We start from the raw sequence: 15,161 nt of genomic DNA on the forward strand, positions 1-15,161 counted from the left end.
GTGAGGTGGCCGCGACATGGAGACCCTTATGCGGAACATGGGAATTGTCGCGGCTGTCGTTCTGAGCCTGTTTGGGACTGCGCATGCACAGGACGCGCCGAGCCCGGACGCCACCGTCTTGCCGGATCTGATGGTGCGAGGCCGACCGGTGCAGGAAGCGGCCCGCGATTTCGTCGGGCGGGTCGGCGCGCCTGCGCGCGGGCGAGGCCTGGCGCTGTGGCGTCGCGAGATTTGCCCTGGTGTCGTCAATCTTGAGCGTGAGGCCGCCCAGGCCGTCATAGATCGGATCACCCAGACCGCCGCAAGCTTGGACCTGCGGACTGGCGAGCCGGGCTGCCATCCCAATGTGGTCGTGATCTTCACGAATGACGGCCGCGGGCTGGCGAGAACGATGAACGCCGACAACCCCCGGCTTTTTCGTCAGAACGTGACGGGCATGCATCGCGACACGACGGCGTTCCAGGATTTTCTGGACGCAGAGCGTCCCGTCCGCTGGTGGTCGCTGAGCCTTCCCGTCGATAGCGAGACCGGTCGGGCGGTCGTAAGGATGCCAGGGGATGCGGTCGGCGGGATAGTCGATAGCCAGCTGGCGGCGATCTTGGGGTGCAATCCCAACGACTGCGTCGCAGCCGCCTCTCCTATTGTGCGTCGAAAGGGGCCGGGCCGTTTGAGCACCCAAGTCGTTGACGCGCTGTTTAAGACCATGGTGATCGTCGACACGGACATGACCGGCGACGTCAACACGACCCAGTTGGGCGACTACATTGCTCTGATCAGTCTGGCTCAGCTTGATCCACGAGCGGAAACGCAAGGGTTCGACACGATCCTGAATCTCTTTTCGGGAGATGCGCAGCAGGGTCTTACCGAGTGGGATCGCGCCTATCTCGTCGCCCTTTACGGGCCACGCCCGGACTGGGCGTCGGTCCGGGCGCAGGCGGGAGCGGTGGCGGATGTCATGGCCCGTGATCTGCGTGCTCCGCGAGGCGGATCCTAGGGAACGGGTCTGTCGTCCCTCAGAGGCGCGAACGTGCTACTGTCGTCGGCATGACCATTGACGACGATCACGCCCCCGCCGCCGAACCTGCGGACTCCCTTCCTGGCGAGACGCCCGTTCAGCGGGCGCTGCGGCTCAAGAAGGCGGCGATCGACGCCCGGCCCAAGCCGCCGCGCGGCGGCCGTTTCCAGCGCGAACAGGCGGCTCGCATCAAGAGCGGGGCGTCGCGCCCCTGGATGAGCAAGTAGTCCGACGGGGCCTTTGGCTTGATCAGCTCGGATAGACGTGATCGTCTGTCGATATGACGGTGTTCGCTCTGTTCCTGGCTCTGACTTCCGTGGCCGTGTCGGCGGCCATGTCCTGGCGCGCCGCGAGAGGCCTGCCGCGCGAGACGCGGCTGCCGATGCAGTGGGGCTTTGACGGGCGGCCCATATGGCGTGCGCCACGTGACGTCGCCCTGAGCTTCACGCCTGTTCTGGCGGCCTTGACTCTGCTTCCCACGGCGATGGCGAGTCTGTTGGGGCCGCTGGAGAGCGCGGACGCGCGGCGTTACTTCGGCGCCCTGATCGTCATGGGGCTGGCCTGGATCGGCGCTCACGCTCTGCACCTCAGGCTGGTGCGAGGCTGGCTCGCCCGGCAGGGCTAAAGCGTCAGCCGCATGGCGGCGCGGTCGGTCAGGCCGCGGGCGGCCTCTGCGGCCAGGGTCTCGCGCAGATAGGCGGGCGTTTCTGCAAACGTCAGCGCCGCATAGCCCTGGCGCGCATAGAAGGGCGCATTCCAGGGAACGGTGCTGAAGGCGGTCAGTGTCAGGGCCTGTTTGGCGCGGGCTTCGGCTGCGTGGCGCGCGGCCGCCATCAGCGCCCGTCCGGCGCCGCGCCCTTGATGTTCAGCAGAGACTGACAACTCAAGGATATGCAGGTCCGCGTCCGCCTCGGCGGCGATCAGGAAGCCGACGGGCTGATCCTCTGCATCGACGGCGACCCAGGACAGGCCCTGCGCTACGGCGCGCGCATGAGCCTCAGGTCCGGCGACGTGGTCGTCGGCGATCCAGGCCAGATCGGGCAGGGTGCGGAACAGCGTCGCCGCCGACCGCTCCACAGCCTCCAGACGGTCGATGTCCGTTCCGCGCGTCGGGCGGACCCGGATCAATGGGCGTCGCAACCCTTGGCGGGCATGGGCTTGAGGTCCAGCAGGGCGAACAGCCTGGCGTCGACGTCCTCTTCCGGGTTCGGCGTGGTCAGCAGCTTGCCGCCGACGAAGATGGAGTTGGCGCCGGCCAGGAAGCACAGGGCCTGCATCTCCGGCGTCATGCCCTCGCGCCCGGCGGACAGGCGGACCATCGACTTGGGGCAGACCAGGCGGGCGACGGCGACGGTGCGGACGAACTCGATCGGGTCGATTTCGCCTTCCTTCAGCACCCGCTCGCCCAGCGGCGTGCCGCCGACGGGGACCAGGGCGTTGACCGGAAGGCTGTCGGGGTGGACGGGCAGGGTGGCCAGGGCGTGCAGCAGGCCCGCGCGGTCGCGGCGCTTCTCGCCCATGCCGACGATGCCGCCGCAGCAGGTGTTCATGCCCGCGTCGCGGACGTGCTGCAGCGTCTCCAGCCGGTCCTGATAGGAGCGGGTCGTCACCACCTCGGCGTAGTACTCAGGCCCGGTGTCGAGGTTGTGGTTGTAGTAGTCGAGGCCCGCGTCCTTCAGCTGCTTCGCCTGATCGGCGTTCAGCATCCCCAGGGTGGCGCAGGTCTCCAGACCCAGCGCCTTCACGCCCGAGATCATGGCCGCCAGCTTGGGCGTGTCGCGGTCCTTCAACTCGCGCCAGGCGGCGCCCATGCAGAAGCGGCTGGCTCCGCCCGCCTTGGCCGCCATGGCCTCGGCGATGACGGCGGTGGGCTCCATCAGCTTCTCGGCCTTGAGCCCGGTCTTGAAGCTGGCCGACTGCGAGCAGTAGCCGCAGTTCTCGGCGCAGCCGCCGGTCTTGATCGACAGCAGCTGCGACTTCTGCACCTCATTCGGGTCGAAGGTGCGCCGGTGCACCGTCGCCGCCTCGAACACCAGCTCCATGAAGGGGCGGGCGAACAGGGCCTCGACCTCCTCCAGCGTCCAGTCGTGACGGGGGATCGAGAAATCGCGGGCGGGTCGGATCGATGCGTCGTCAGCCATGGGACGACGGCTTAGACGACTTGCTCCCGATCCGCCAAGCCTGTGTTGATCGCACGGCGTTGCGCCACTGTGTGATCTCGGCGACGCGGGCGACGTCATACTGCTCTGAGAAGCCTTTGAACGCGCGTCGGATCAGGCGACCAGGCGCGGTCCCGTCGCGGCGGCGCCGGCGGCGACCGAGCGATCCAGGCGGAAGCGGGCGACCTGCTGGTTCAGGCTGACGGCCTCATTGGCCAGCTGGCGAGCGGCGGCGGTGGCCTCCTCGGTCATGGCGGCGTTCTGCTGGGTGATGTCGTCCATCTCGCCCATGGCGCGGCGGACGCGGGCCAGGCCGTCGGATTGTTCCTGGGCGGAGCCGGCGATGCCGCCCGCCAGGCCGTCGACGGCCGAGACCTTGGCGCCGATGCGCTCCAGCGCCGCGCCGGTGCGCTCGACCAGGTCGACGCCGCGCGCCACCTGGGCCGAGGAGGTGGAGATCAGCGTGCGGATCTCGCCCGAGGCCTCGGACGAGCGCTGGGCCAGGGCGCGCACTTCCTGGGCCACCACGGCGAAGCCGCGCCCGGCGTCGCCCGCGCGGGCGGCCTCGACCCCGGCGTTCAGCGCCAGCAGGTTGGTTTGGAAGGCGATCTCGTCGATCAGGCTGGTGAAGCGGCCGATCTCGGTCGAGGATTCGGCGATGGCGTGGATGGCGGATACGGCGTCGCCCACCACCCGGGTCGTGTGTTCGACATCGGCGCGGGCGGCGGCCAGGGCCTCGGCGGTCTGGCGCGCGCCGTCCGCGGTCGAGGCGACCTGGCGGGCGATGGCGTCCGCTTCGGCGACCGTACGCTCCAGGTTGGCGGCCTGGCGCTCGGTGCGGCTGGCCAGATCTTCGGAAGCGACGGCCAACTGGCTGGAGCCGGCGCTCAGGCTCTCGACGCTGTCGGCCACGGCCCGCACGGCGGTGCGCAGGGCACGGGTCGCGGCGTGGAAGTCGTTCTGAAGCGAGCGGTATTCTTCGGGGAAGACGTCCGGGATGGTCACCGACAGGTCGTTGTCGGCCAGGCTGTGCAGGGCGGCGCCCAGGGCGCGCACGACTTCGGCCTGACGCGCCTCGGCGGCGGCGTGCTCGGCCTGCACGCGGTCGCGCTCTTCCTGCAGGGCGTCCAGGTAGATGGAGATGGCCAGGTCCATGTCCAGCATGACCCGCTGGTTCAGCTCGGCCACGGCCTCGGCGGTGATGCGGTCGTGTTCGCGGCGATTGGCGAACAGCTTCCTGGGCCGCTCGATGATGGCGCGGGTCAGATGGGCCAGGATGACGCTGTAGCCGCCGATGTACCAGCGCGGCTCCAGGCCGATGCGGGCGTGGACGCGGCCGATGGTGCGCACCGAGGCGGCGTAGTCTTCGTCGGCGCGGCCGTCGATGATGGCGTCCCAGTGTCGCTGCTGGGCGTTGCTGGCCGCGGTGATATGGCCTTCGTCACGGAAGAAGCGGCGGGTCTCGGGCTCGGCGCGCACCTTGTCGTAGAAGGCGGCCAGGGCCAGGGGCGCGTTGCGGCGCAGAAGGGGGGAGATGGCGCTGTAACCGGCGGACGGCCGACCCAGCCCCATGAAGTTCATGCGACGGTCGATCTCGTGGGAAGCCATGACGCAACTCGTTTCAACGGCAGGGCGGGGGAGAGCCCTTAATGCCCCTTGTCACCAAGAGGGTATTGGCCGGGTTAAGCCCGGATTGCGTAGATTCCCTTAACCGCTTCGGAGGGCCCGCGATTCAGGTGAGCGGCCGCTCATATAAAGACATCCTTATGTCTTGATTGCTCCCGCCGCCGCGCCGCGCTATAGCGACGGCGATCCCCCGACAGTGGCCGAAAGACATTTCTGCATGACCGACTACATCGTCCGCGACATCTCCCTGGCCGACTTCGGCAACAAGGAAATCGCCATCGCCGAAACCGAGATGCCGGGCCTGATGGCGCTGCGCGCGGAATACGGCGCGTCCCAGCCGCTGAAGGGCGCCCGCATCGCCGGCAGCCTGCACATGACCATCCAGACGGCCGTGCTGATCCAGACGCTGGAAGCCCTGGGCGCCGAAGTGCGCTGGGCCTCGTGTAACATCTTCTCGACCCAGGACCACGCCGCCGCCGCCATCGCCGCGTCGGGCACGCCGGTCTTCGCCTTCAAGGGCGAGACCCTGGTCGAGTACTGGGACTACGCCCACAAGATCTTCGAATGGGCCGACGGCGGCTATCCGAACCTGATCCTGGACGACGGCGGCGACGCCACCCTGCTGTGCGTGCTGGGGCCGAAGGCCGAGAAGGACGCCAGCGTCCTCGACAACCCGCAGAACGAGGAAGAGGAAGCCCTCTTCTCGGTCATGAAGCGCTATCTGAAGGAGAAGCCGGGCTTCTATTCGGCCATCCGCGACGCCATCGGCGGCGTGTCGGAAGAGACGACCACGGGCGTCCACCGCCTGTATCAGATGGCCGAGCGCGGCGAGCTGCCCTTCCCCGCCATCAACGTCAACGACAGCGTCACCAAGTCCAAGTTCGACAACCTGTACGGCTGCCGTGAGAGCCTGGTCGACGCCATCCGTCGCGGCACCGACGTCATGCTGTCGGGCAAGGTGGCGGTGGTCTGCGGCTACGGCGACGTGGGCAAGGGCTCGGCGGCTTCGCTGCGCAACGGCGGCGCCCGCGTGATCGTCACCGAGATCGACCCGATCTGCGCCCTGCAGGCGGCGATGGAAGGCTATGAGGTCCAGACCCTGGAAGACGTCGCCGACAAGGCCGACATCTTCGTCACCACCACGGGCAACAAGGACGTCATCCGCGTCGAGCACATGCGCGCCATGCGCAACAACGCCATCGTCTGCAACATCGGCCACTTCGACTCTGAGATTCAGGTCGCGGGCCTGAAGAACTTCAAGTGGGACAAGATCAAGGATCAGGTCCACCACGTCGAGTTCCCGGATGGCAAGAAGATCATCCTGCTGTCGGAAGGCCGTCTGGTGAACCTGGGCAACGCCACGGGCCACCCGTCCTTCGTGATGTCGGCGTCCTTCACCAACCAGACGCTGGCCCAGATCGAGCTGTGGACCAACGCCAAGGCCTACGACAACAAGGTCTACACCCTGCCCAAGCACCTGGACGAGAAGGTCGCCTTCCTGCACCTGGCCAAGCTGGGCGCCAAGCTGACGACGCTGAGCCAGGATCAGGCAGACTACATCTCGGTGCCGGTCGAGGGTCCGTTCAAGCCGGAACACTACCGCTACTGAGACCTGTCTCGGGTCTGAAAGACAGAACCCCGCGCCGGCGACGGCGCGGGGTTTTCTTTTGAACTTACGCTGCGACGTCGCGTGGATCGAACTCGTCAGGCCCTCGGCCCATCAGGCCGGTTTCGAAGTCCATGAAGATGTCGATCAGCTCATCCACCCCGACCGGCGGCGCCTTGGGGTTGAAGCGGAAGCGCCAGAAGCTGACGATGTGCTGCACTGCGCCCAGCTGGTCGCCCAGGCGAGTGAACAGGGCGGGCGCCTCCAGCAGGAAGTCGCGGAACGCCACCGGATTGCCCTCGCGCGTCAGTCCCGCATAGGCGTCGTCGTAGTAGCGCAGGGTGCGGCTGACCTCTTCGCAGGTCTTCATGATGCGGCCGCGCAGCACGCCGCGTCCGCGCGCGATATAGTCCTTGGCCGCCTGGTCGCTGGGGCCGGCGGGCTGGATCGTGCCCACTTCGTCGGCCACATGGACGATGTCGGCCATCAGACTGGCGAGCGCCCATTTGTAGTAGAGGAAGCCCTTCCAGCAGAAGACGCCCTCCTGATACTGCTCGGGCTCCAGCTTCAGCGTCAGGCGCAGCGCCTCCAGCCGGTCGCCGGGGGCGTTGGACAGGATCTTCGACGCCATGCGGGCGGTCGAACCGGCGGCCACCACCCCGTCGCCGACGCTGAGCGTGACCAGAGGCTCGATCTCCTTCTGGACGAACTCCAGCATACGCTCCAGGTCGGCCTCGCTGAGGGCGAAATAGCAGGGGGCGGCGTCCACATTGCCGCGCCGCAGCTGTTCGCGCAGCAGAAAGGGGTCCAGCGACGGCAGCTGATCCATCAGCCGCAGGGTCTTCAGGTCCGGGTGGTCGGGGTCGACGCCGAAGGCCTCGTGCATGGCGCGCTCGAAGCCGATCTGGTTGACGAAGATGAAGCGGCCGCCGGTCTTCAGGTCGGTGCTGTCGATCGGCACTACGATCTTGGTCGCCACCTGACGGCGGCCCGGAAAGGCGTCGGTCTCATTGCGCCGCAGCCTGTGCTTGATGATCAGGGCGCGGTTCAGGGCCGGGTTGCGGAACATGGGGCGCTCGGCCCAGTCGTCGCTGTCGCCGTGCTCGTCATAGACCTTGAGCAGGTTCAGCACGCGCGCGGTCGAGGCGGTGCGGCGCAGGTGTTCGAGGTTGCGGATGGCGCGATCAGTCATGACGGCCATCCTGCCAGTCAAAAATGACCAACGGCTTAGTTTGGCGCAGGTCAAAAAAACGGGCCGCTTCCTTCAAGGAGGCGGCCCGGTCAGTCGGGGAGGAAACTGAAGAGGGGTTAGAAGGTCGTCGTCACCGACATCCAAAGACGACGCGGCTCCTGATTGTTGGCGTATTCCGGCGAATAGGCGACCGGCGCGCCATAGGGAGCCAGACGGACGAAGTCCTTGTCGAACAGGTTGTAGATGGCCGCATTGAGGGTCACGCGGTCATTGACTTCGTACGAGCCGCCGAAGTGGAACAGCTCATAGGCCTTGAAGTCGCCCAGGGCGTCGCGGGCGGCGCCCTCGCCGCGCCAGCGCTCCGAGCGGTATTCGCCGCGCAACCAGGTGGACAGGCGGTCGGTCGCCTGCCAGCGCAGCTGGGCGTTGATCATGTGCTCGGGCGTATCGGTCAGGGGGCGGCCGGCCTGCGCGCCGGTCTTCTGCTCGCTGTCGGTGTAGGTATAGTTGCCGTGCAGGCTCCAGGCCTCGGCGAAGCGCCAGCGGGCGACGACTTCCAGGCCCTGGGTCGTGGCCTCGTCGATGTTCACGCTCTGACCGAACTCCTTGATCGCCGACCAGAAGCCGACGTCGGCGCAACCCGTCTTGGAGTAGTCGCCGGCGTCGTATTGGGCCTGGGTCAGGCCGAAGGTGCAGTTGGCGATCGGCTGGCCCGAGGCGATCTTGTCCTCGAAGTCGTTGCGGAAGACGGTGGCGTTGGCGCGGAAGGTCGAGCCGTTGTCGAAATAGACGCCGAACTCATAGGCCACGCTGGTTTCCGGCTGCAGGCCGGGGCTGCCGATCAGCGGCAGGGCGCCCTGGCGCCCGAAGCCGTTGATGCCGGGAGTCAGTTGCTCTAGGCGCGGGGTCTTGTAGCCGCCGCTGACGCCGCCCTTCAGGGTCCATTGCTCATTGGCGTTCCACACCAGATAGGCGCGCGGGCTGACGTGGTCGCCGAAGCTGGAGTGGTCGTCGTAGCGGAGGCCGACGGTCAGGGCCAGATCGTCGCGCAGCCGCCATTCGTCCTCGGCGAACAGGGCCCATTGCTCGAAGGTGAAGGCGCCGGCCGCCACGCCGTCGGTCATTTCGGCGTCCATGTACTGGCCGCCGACGGTGAAGGTGTGGTTGCGCCACTGGCTGTTCAGCTTGGTGTCGAACAGGGTGGTCTTGGTCTCCAGGGTGCGGTCGCCCCCGGCGCCGGGAACGCCGCGGGGGATGATGCGGCCGACCGTCTCGGTCTTGTTGTGCGAGAGGGTGGATTCCAGCGTGCCGAAATCCAGGCGCCAATTGTGCGCCAGCAGGTACTGCTCGCGGTTGAACTCCAGGAAGTCCTTGTAGCCGCCGGCGACGGTGTTGGTGCCCATCTGGCCCTTGGCGTTGTCGTACCACTGGCCGGCCGCGTCGACGTCCAGCCACAGGTCGTGGTCCGCGTTCGGCGTCAGGCTGAGGCGGGCGCCCAGGGTCCAGATCTCATAGGCGGTGGCGCTGCGCCCGAAGCCGGTGACGTCGACCTCGTTTCCGTTCACGTCGCGGTATTTCAGGTCCGACTGTTCGCGCTCGGACCAGGAGCCGCGCAGGGCCAGGCCCAGGCGGTCGCCGATCAGCGGACCCGAGGCGTAGCCGTTGATCCCCCAGAAGTCGCCGAACTCGTCGTCGCCCTGCAGGGTGTAGTTGGCCGAGGCCGAGCCCGTCCAGGCGTCGCCGACCTTGCGGGTGATGATGTTGACGACCCCGCCCATCGCGTCCGAGCCGTAGAGGGTGGCGACCGGGCCGCGCACCACCTCAATGCGGTCGATGGCCGAGACCGGCGGCAGGAAGCTGTTGGCCGTTTCGCCGAAGCCGTTCGGGGTCACGCTGCCGGCCGTGTTCTGGCGGCGGCCGTCGATCAGGATCAGGGTGTAGTCCGAGCCCATGCCGCGAATGTTGATGGTCTGGCCGCCGGTTTTGCCGACGCCGGAACCCGTGTCGACGCCCTCGATGTTGTTCAGGATCTCGGCGATCGAGGCGGCGCGGATCTCTTGGATCTCCTTGCGCGGCAGGACGCTGATCGAGGCGGGCGCCTGGGTGATCTTCTGCTCGAAGCCCGAGGCGGTGACGACCACGTCGGCGACCTTGTGCGTCTGCTCCATCATGTCCGTGGTCTCGTCAGCCAGGGCGGGCGCGCCGGCGCCCACAGTCATCAGAGCGGTGGCGGCCAGCAGGGACGAGCGGCGTGACGAGCGGAAGCAGGACATTCGGAGAGGGAGCCTTCAAAAATGAGAACGCCTCTCAACAGCGTTCGCATTCTCAGTGCAATGGGGGTGTGTGAATAGGTCGCAATTGCGCCCCGGTTTCGACACGTCTGGCGCGGAATGGCGGGCGGGCCTAAGAAGCGGGCATGGACCTCATCGACATTCTGATCCTGATCGCCGTGGCCGGCGTCGTCGTCACCCTGGGCTTCGGCCTCTACAACCTGAACAAGGGCGGGGAAGGCGCGAGCGCCCGCTCGAACAAGCTGATGCGGCTGCGCATCATCCTTCAGGCGGTGGCGGTGCTGCTGCTGATGATCGGCATGTGGCTGAAGCGTACGCACGCGGGCTGAGGCGCGCGCCAACACGAACAGGGGAGGGCGCGTCATGGTGACGCTGAACAAGATCTACACCCGCACCGGCGACGCCGGGCAAACTCGCCTGGCCTCGGGCGCGCCGGTGTCCAAGACGGATCAGCGGGTCGAGGCCTATGGCGCGGTGGATGAGCTGAACGCCGTCATCGGCGTGGCCCGTCTGAACAGCGGCCAGAACGACCGCATCGACGCCATGCTGGGCCGCATCCAGAATGAGCTGTTCGACCTCGGCGCCGATCTGGCCACGCCGATGGAGCCGGCGCCCAAATGGGAGGCCCTGCGCATCATCGCCACGCAGGTCGAGCGGCTGGAATCCGAGATCGACTGGATGAACGACTGCCTCAAGCCGCTGGACAGCTTCATCCTGTCGGGCGGTTCGCCGTTGTCGGCGCATCTGCACCTGGCGCGCACCGTGTGCCGTCGGGCCGAGCGCGAGGCCGTGCGCCTGGTCGAATCGGGCGAGGTCGTGAACCCGGAGGCGGTGCGTTACCTCAACCGTCTGTCGGACCTGCTGTTCGTCGCCGCCCGTCGCGCCAACGCCAATGGCGCCGGCGACGTCCTGTGGCGTCCCGGCGCGACGCGCTGAGGCGTCGCGTTACTGAGCCTGCAGCGCTTTCACCCGCTCGCGTTCCGCCTCGGTGGCGGCGGCGCGGGCGCGTTTCTCGGCATTGACCTGATCCTCCAGGCTAAGCAGTTCCTGATTGGCCTTGTTCGACGCTTCGGCGCGCGTCGTCCCGGCCGGGCGGCCGGTGATGTCGGGGATGTAGATGGGCTGGGCGCAGATACGCGACTCCATATCGTACCAGTGGCCCTTGGCCGAACAGCGCTCGCCCGGATCAACCCAGACGCGCTGCAGGACGAACAGGCCGACCAGCATCAGGGCGAACACGCCGAAGAACAGGATGCTGAGACGACGAAAGGTCAGGAAGCGTTTCATGCAGGCTACATAGCCGAAAATTGACCGCTGAACACGAACGCAGTTCACGTAGCGTTACGTTGACAGGCCGGTTTCATCGGTCCAATCCCTCGACCGACATTTCGATGACCAAGTGGATAGGCTCATGAAGGTACTCGTCCCGGTGAAACGGGTGATCGACAGCAACGTCAAGGCCCGCGTGAAGGCGGACCAGACCGGCGTCGACCTGGCCAACGTCAAGATGAGCATGAACCCCTTCGACGAGATCGCCGTCGAAGAGGCCGTGCGTCTGAAGGAAGGCAAGGAACACCATGCCGCGGGCACGGCGACGGAAATCGTCGTCGTCTCCATCGGCGTGACCCAGGCTCAGGAAACCATCCGCACCGCCCTGGCCATGGGCGCGGATCGCGGCGTCCTGGTGCAGTCGGACACGGACCTGGAGCCGCTGGCCGTCGCCAAGGTGCTGAAGGCCGTGGTGGAAGAAGAGAAGCCCGACCTGGTGCTGCTGGGCAAGCAGTCGATCGACGGCGACAACAACGCCGTGGGCCAGATGCTGGCGGCCCTGCTGGACTGGCCGCAGGCCACCTTCGCCGGCAAGCTGGTCATCGACGGCGGCAAGGCTGTCGTCACGCGTGAAGTCGACGGCGGCCTGCAGACCGTTTCGGCCGAACTGCCCGCCGTGGTGTCGGTCGACCTGCGTCTGAACACGCCGCGCTATGCATCGCTGCCCAACATCATGAAGGCCAAGAAGAAGGAGATCGCCATCAAGGCGGTCGCCGACTACGGCGTCGACACGGCGGACCGCCTCAAGGTGCTGAAGGTGACGGAGCCGCCGAAGCGTTCGGCGGGCGTCAAGGTCGCCGATGCGGCCGAACTGGTTTCCAAGCTCAAAGACGCAGGGGTTCTGTAATGGCCGTTCTCGTCATCGCCGACCACGACGGCTCGGTCGTTCGCGACACCACCCACAAGACCGTGACGGCCGCCCTGGCCCTGTCGTCGGACGTGGACGTTCTGGTGCTGGGCAAGGGCGCTCAGGCCGTGGCTGACGCCGCCGCCAAGATCGCGGGCGTGCGCAAGGTGCTGCTGGCCGAGGGCGACGCCGTCGCCCACGGTCTGGCCGAGGCCGTAGAGGCTACCGTCCTGCCGCTGGCCGGGAACTACGACGCCATCCTGACCCCGGCCAACACCGACGGTAAGAACTTCGCCCCGCGCATCGCCGCCAAGCTGGACACGGCGCCGATCTCGGACATCGTCGAAGTCGTCTCGGCCGACACCTTCGTGCGTCCGATCTATGCGGGCAATGCGCTGGAGACCGTCCAGTCGGCCGACGCCAAGAAGGTCATCACCGTGCGCCCGACGGCTTTCGCCGCCGCCGCTGAAGGCGGATCGGCCTCGGTCGAGAGCGTCGCCGCCGGCGAAGCGCCCAAGACCGCCTTCGTGTCGGAAGAAATGGTCAAGTCGGATCGCCCCGAACTGGGCGCCGCCAAGATCGTCGTCTCGGGCGGCCGCGCCCTGGGCTCGGCTGAAGAGTTCCACGCCGTCATGGACCCCCTGGCCGACAAGCTGGGCGCCGCCGTCGGCGCCTCGCGCGCGGCGGTCGATGCGGGCTACGCCCCTAACGACTATCAGGTCGGTCAGACCGGCAAGGTCGTGGCGCCGGCTCTCTACATCGCCATCGGCATCTCGGGCGCCATCCAGCACCTGGCCGGGATGAAGGACTCCAAGGTGATCGTCGCGATCAACAAGGACGCCGACGCCCCGATCTTCCAGATCGCCGACTACGGCCTGGTCGCCGACTACAAGACCGCCGTGCCGGAACTGATGGCGGCCCTGGGCTGATCGGTTTCACACGCTGAGTTAGAAGCGCGCCGGGCGAGGGATCGTCCGGCGCGTTTTCTTTTGCGCCCTCTCTATCCGCTCGTCCCGGCGGACGCCGGGATCCAGTGCTTTGGCTTTAGATGCAGCGCTCGGCATAGGCGCAAATTCCACGGTGGAGCGCGTGGCTCTTACTGGATCCCGGCGTCCGCCGGGATAAGCGGGAGAGGGATGGAACGCCCCTTTTCTCTGCGTGGCTTGCGCCGTTTGACCGGGATGACGGATAGGGGGCCATGACCGCCCGCCTCGCCATCAAGCTGACCCCGCGCGCCGCGGCCGACCGCATCGACGGCTGGGACGTCGACCCGGACGGCCGCCCGGTGCTGAAGGTCCGCGTCCGCGCCCAGCCGGTGGAGGGCGAGGCCAACGCCGCCCTGACGGCCTTCCTCGCCAAGGCCCTGGGCGTGCCCAAGCGCGATGTGGCGCTGGCGCGCGGCGGACAGTCGCGGCTGAAGATGATCGAGGTCGACGGCCTGACCGACGCGGAGGTCCGCGCCCGCCTGCCTGCGGATTGAGCGCGCGCCTGACTTTGCCGAGAGCGGCGGCTTTTAGAGCTTTACCCTGACGGAAACTGGCGATTGTATACGCGCCATTGTCTGCTCGCAGTTCGCGGGCGCGAGGGGGCTCGCCCATGTTGTTCAGTCGCCTGCGGGGTCCAAGCCTCGCCGTTCTCACCTGCGCGCTCGGCGCGCTCAGCCTGTCGGCCTGCGCCACGACCGGCGACGCCGCGCCCAAGACCGAGACGGCCTCCGCCGCGTCGTCCTCCAAGGACCGGACGATGGCGCCGGGTCTGGACGGCTGGGCCAATACGGACCCCTATCCCTCGACCTATCGCGGTCTGCCGCGCCAGAACATGGCCATCGTCGGCGCCACGGTGCTGACCGGCGCGGGCCAGAAGATCGAGGGCGGCGTCGTCGTCGTCACGGACGGCCGCATCGCCGCCGTCGGCGGCGCGGACACGCCGGTCCCGGCGGGCCACCAGGTGGTGGACGCGCGCGGCCGCTTCGTCACGCCGGGCATCATCGACATCCACAGCCACCTGGGCGTCTATCCCTCGCCGGGCGTCATGGGCATGAGCGACGGCAACGAAGCCACCAACCCCAACACCGCCCAGGTCTGGTCCGAGCACTCGATCTGGCCTCAGGATCCCGGCTTCAACACCGCCCGCGCGGGCGGGGTGACGACGATGCAGATCCTGCCCGGCTCTGCCAATCTGTTCGGCGGCCGCGGCGTGACCCTGCGCAATGTGCCGTCGGTCACTATGCAGGGAATGAAGTTCCCCAACGCCCCCTACGGCCTGAAGATGGCCTGCGGCGAGAACCCGTCGCGGGTCTATGGCTCGCGCAACACCTCGCCGGCCACCGGCATGGGCAATGTCGCGGGCTATCGCGCCGGCTTCATCGCCGCGCGCGACTACAAGGCCAAGTGGGACAAGTGGCGCGAAACGGGCGAGGGGACGCCCCCGACCCGCAACCTGCAGCTTGAGACCCTGGCCGGCGTTCTGGACGGCTCGATCCTGATCCAGAATCACTGCTATCGCGCCGACGAGATGGCGGTGATGCTCGATGTGGCCAAGGAGTTCGGCTACAAGATCACCACCTTCCACCACGCGGTCGAGGCCTACAAGATCGCGCCGCTGCTGGCGCGTGAAGGCGTCTGCGCCGCCATGTGGACCGGCTGGTGGGGCTTCAAGATGGAGGCCCTGGACGGCATCGAGGAGAACGCCGCCCTGACCGACGCGCCCGAGGGCTCGTGCGCCGTCATCCACTCGGACGACGCCGAACTGATCCAGCGCCTGAACCAGGAAGCCGCCGCCGCCCTGTCGGCCGGTCGCCGCGCCGGGATGAACATTTCCGAAGAGCACGCCATCAGCTGGATCACGCTGAACGCGGCCCGTTCCATCGGCATCGACAAGGAGACCGGCTCGCTGGAGAGCGGCAAGCGCGCCGACGTGGTGATCTGGAGCGCCGATCCCTTCTCGATCTACGCCCGCGCCGATCAGGTCTTCATCGACGGCGGCCTGGCCTTCGATCGCCAGAACCCCGCCTTCCAGCCCGTGTCCGATTTCGAACTGGGCCAGCCCGGCTTCGGCCAGGCCGCCGCCGGCGTCGCCCAGGGAGCTCGCTGAACC

The 15,161-nt window shown here is 67.5% G+C and carries 16 protein-coding genes; 10 read left to right on the forward strand and 6 right to left on the reverse strand.

The window, feature by feature from the left end; all coding sequences use genetic code 11:
* Nucleotides 1–16 precede the first annotated feature (16 nt).
* From EGK63_RS05995 to EGK63_RS06005, 3 genes are read left to right on the forward strand one after another with little or no spacing between them, the layout of a single operon-like run.
* Complete coding sequence (locus EGK63_RS05995; protein ID WP_125900387.1) at nucleotides 17–994, forward strand: hypothetical protein; 978 nt, start codon at nucleotides 17–19, stop codon at nucleotides 992–994.
* Nucleotides 995–1,044: 50 nt separating this feature from the next.
* A complete protein-coding gene (locus EGK63_RS06000; protein ID WP_125900388.1) occupies nucleotides 1,045–1,242 on the forward strand; it encodes a hypothetical protein in 198 nt (65 codons plus the stop codon).
* Nucleotides 1,243–1,295: 53 nt separating this feature from the next.
* A complete protein-coding gene (locus EGK63_RS06005; RefSeq protein WP_125900389.1) occupies nucleotides 1,296–1,640 on the forward strand; it encodes a hypothetical protein in 345 nt (114 codons plus the stop codon).
* Here the strand turns inward: EGK63_RS06005 and EGK63_RS06010 are convergent.
* The 3 genes from EGK63_RS06010 to EGK63_RS06020 all read right to left on the reverse strand — a co-directional run bounded on the left by EGK63_RS06010 (nucleotide 1,637) and on the right by EGK63_RS06020 (nucleotide 4,782).
* On the reverse strand, nucleotides 1,637–2,143 hold the full coding sequence (locus EGK63_RS06010) for a GNAT family N-acetyltransferase (RefSeq protein ID WP_125900390.1): 507 nt from the start codon (nucleotides 2,141–2,143) through the stop codon (nucleotides 1,637–1,639). The genes EGK63_RS06005 and EGK63_RS06010 overlap by 4 nt on opposite strands.
* Nucleotides 2,140–3,156, reverse strand: coding sequence for a biotin synthase BioB (gene bioB, locus EGK63_RS06015; RefSeq protein WP_125900391.1), 1,017 nt, complete (start codon nucleotides 3,154–3,156; stop codon nucleotides 2,140–2,142). Before bioB ends, EGK63_RS06010 begins: the two co-directional genes overlap by 4 nt.
* A gap of 132 nt (nucleotides 3,157–3,288) precedes the next feature.
* Nucleotides 3,289–4,782, reverse strand: coding sequence for a methyl-accepting chemotaxis protein (locus EGK63_RS06020; protein ID WP_125900392.1), 1,494 nt, complete (start codon nucleotides 4,780–4,782; stop codon nucleotides 3,289–3,291).
* Between the two features lie 235 nt (nucleotides 4,783–5,017).
* Between EGK63_RS06020 and ahcY the strand changes: the two genes are divergently transcribed.
* Nucleotides 5,018–6,409 (forward strand): adenosylhomocysteinase, encoded by a 1,392-nt coding sequence (gene ahcY / locus EGK63_RS06025; RefSeq protein WP_003166281.1) that lies wholly within the window; start codon nucleotides 5,018–5,020, stop codon nucleotides 6,407–6,409.
* 64 nt (nucleotides 6,410–6,473) lie between these two features.
* On the opposite strand, the gene EGK63_RS06030 is transcribed toward ahcY, so the two are convergent.
* Both EGK63_RS06030 and EGK63_RS06035 read right to left on the reverse strand, forming a co-directional pair.
* Entirely contained in the window at nucleotides 6,474–7,598 is a 1,125-nt protein-coding gene (locus tag EGK63_RS06030) for a hypothetical protein (RefSeq protein ID WP_040347107.1), read from the reverse strand.
* Between the two features lie 116 nt (nucleotides 7,599–7,714).
* Entirely contained in the window at nucleotides 7,715–9,871 is a 2,157-nt protein-coding gene (locus tag EGK63_RS06035; RefSeq protein WP_125900393.1) for a TonB-dependent receptor domain-containing protein, read from the reverse strand.
* A 143-nt stretch (nucleotides 9,872–10,014) separates the two neighbouring features.
* On the opposite strand from EGK63_RS06035, the gene EGK63_RS06040 reads away from it, so the two are divergent.
* Both EGK63_RS06040 and EGK63_RS06045 read left to right on the forward strand, forming a co-directional pair.
* Entirely contained in the window at nucleotides 10,015–10,218 is a 204-nt protein-coding gene (locus EGK63_RS06040) for a twin transmembrane helix small protein (RefSeq protein ID WP_125900394.1), read from the forward strand.
* Between the two features lie 34 nt (nucleotides 10,219–10,252).
* Nucleotides 10,253–10,825 carry a cob(I)yrinic acid a,c-diamide adenosyltransferase gene (locus tag EGK63_RS06045; RefSeq protein ID WP_125900395.1) on the forward strand — a complete coding sequence of 191 codons (573 nt, stop codon included), beginning with the start codon at nucleotides 10,253–10,255 and terminating at the stop codon, nucleotides 10,823–10,825.
* 9 nt (nucleotides 10,826–10,834) lie between these two features.
* Here the strand turns inward: EGK63_RS06045 and EGK63_RS06050 are convergent, their stop codons facing one another.
* Nucleotides 10,835–11,176 (reverse strand): hypothetical protein, encoded by a 342-nt coding sequence (locus tag EGK63_RS06050; RefSeq protein ID WP_125900396.1) that lies wholly within the window; start codon nucleotides 11,174–11,176, stop codon nucleotides 10,835–10,837.
* Nucleotides 11,177–11,300: 124 nt separating this feature from the next.
* Between EGK63_RS06050 and EGK63_RS06055 the strand changes: the two genes are divergently transcribed.
* The 4 genes from EGK63_RS06055 (at nucleotide 11,301) to EGK63_RS06070 (ending at nucleotide 15,158) form a co-directional block, all read left to right on the forward strand.
* Nucleotides 11,301–12,065 carry an electron transfer flavoprotein subunit beta/FixA family protein gene (locus EGK63_RS06055; RefSeq protein ID WP_125900397.1) on the forward strand — a complete coding sequence of 255 codons (765 nt, stop codon included), beginning with the start codon at nucleotides 11,301–11,303 and terminating at the stop codon, nucleotides 12,063–12,065.
* A complete protein-coding gene (locus tag EGK63_RS06060; protein ID WP_125900398.1) occupies nucleotides 12,065–12,994 on the forward strand; it encodes an electron transfer flavoprotein subunit alpha/FixB family protein in 930 nt (309 codons plus the stop codon). Before EGK63_RS06055 ends, EGK63_RS06060 begins: the two co-directional genes overlap by 1 nt.
* Before the next feature lie 269 nt (nucleotides 12,995–13,263).
* Nucleotides 13,264–13,545 carry a DUF167 family protein gene (locus EGK63_RS06065; RefSeq protein WP_125900399.1) on the forward strand — a complete coding sequence of 94 codons (282 nt, stop codon included), beginning with the start codon at nucleotides 13,264–13,266 and terminating at the stop codon, nucleotides 13,543–13,545.
* 116 nt (nucleotides 13,546–13,661) lie between these two features.
* On the forward strand, nucleotides 13,662–15,158 hold the full coding sequence (locus EGK63_RS06070) for an amidohydrolase (protein WP_125900400.1): 1,497 nt from the start codon (nucleotides 13,662–13,664) through the stop codon (nucleotides 15,156–15,158).
* The last annotated feature ends 3 nt before the right edge of the window (nucleotides 15,159–15,161 follow it).

This window comes from Brevundimonas sp. 357 (assembly GCF_003938605.1).
Taxonomy (GTDB): Bacteria; Pseudomonadota; Alphaproteobacteria; order Caulobacterales; family Caulobacteraceae; genus Brevundimonas.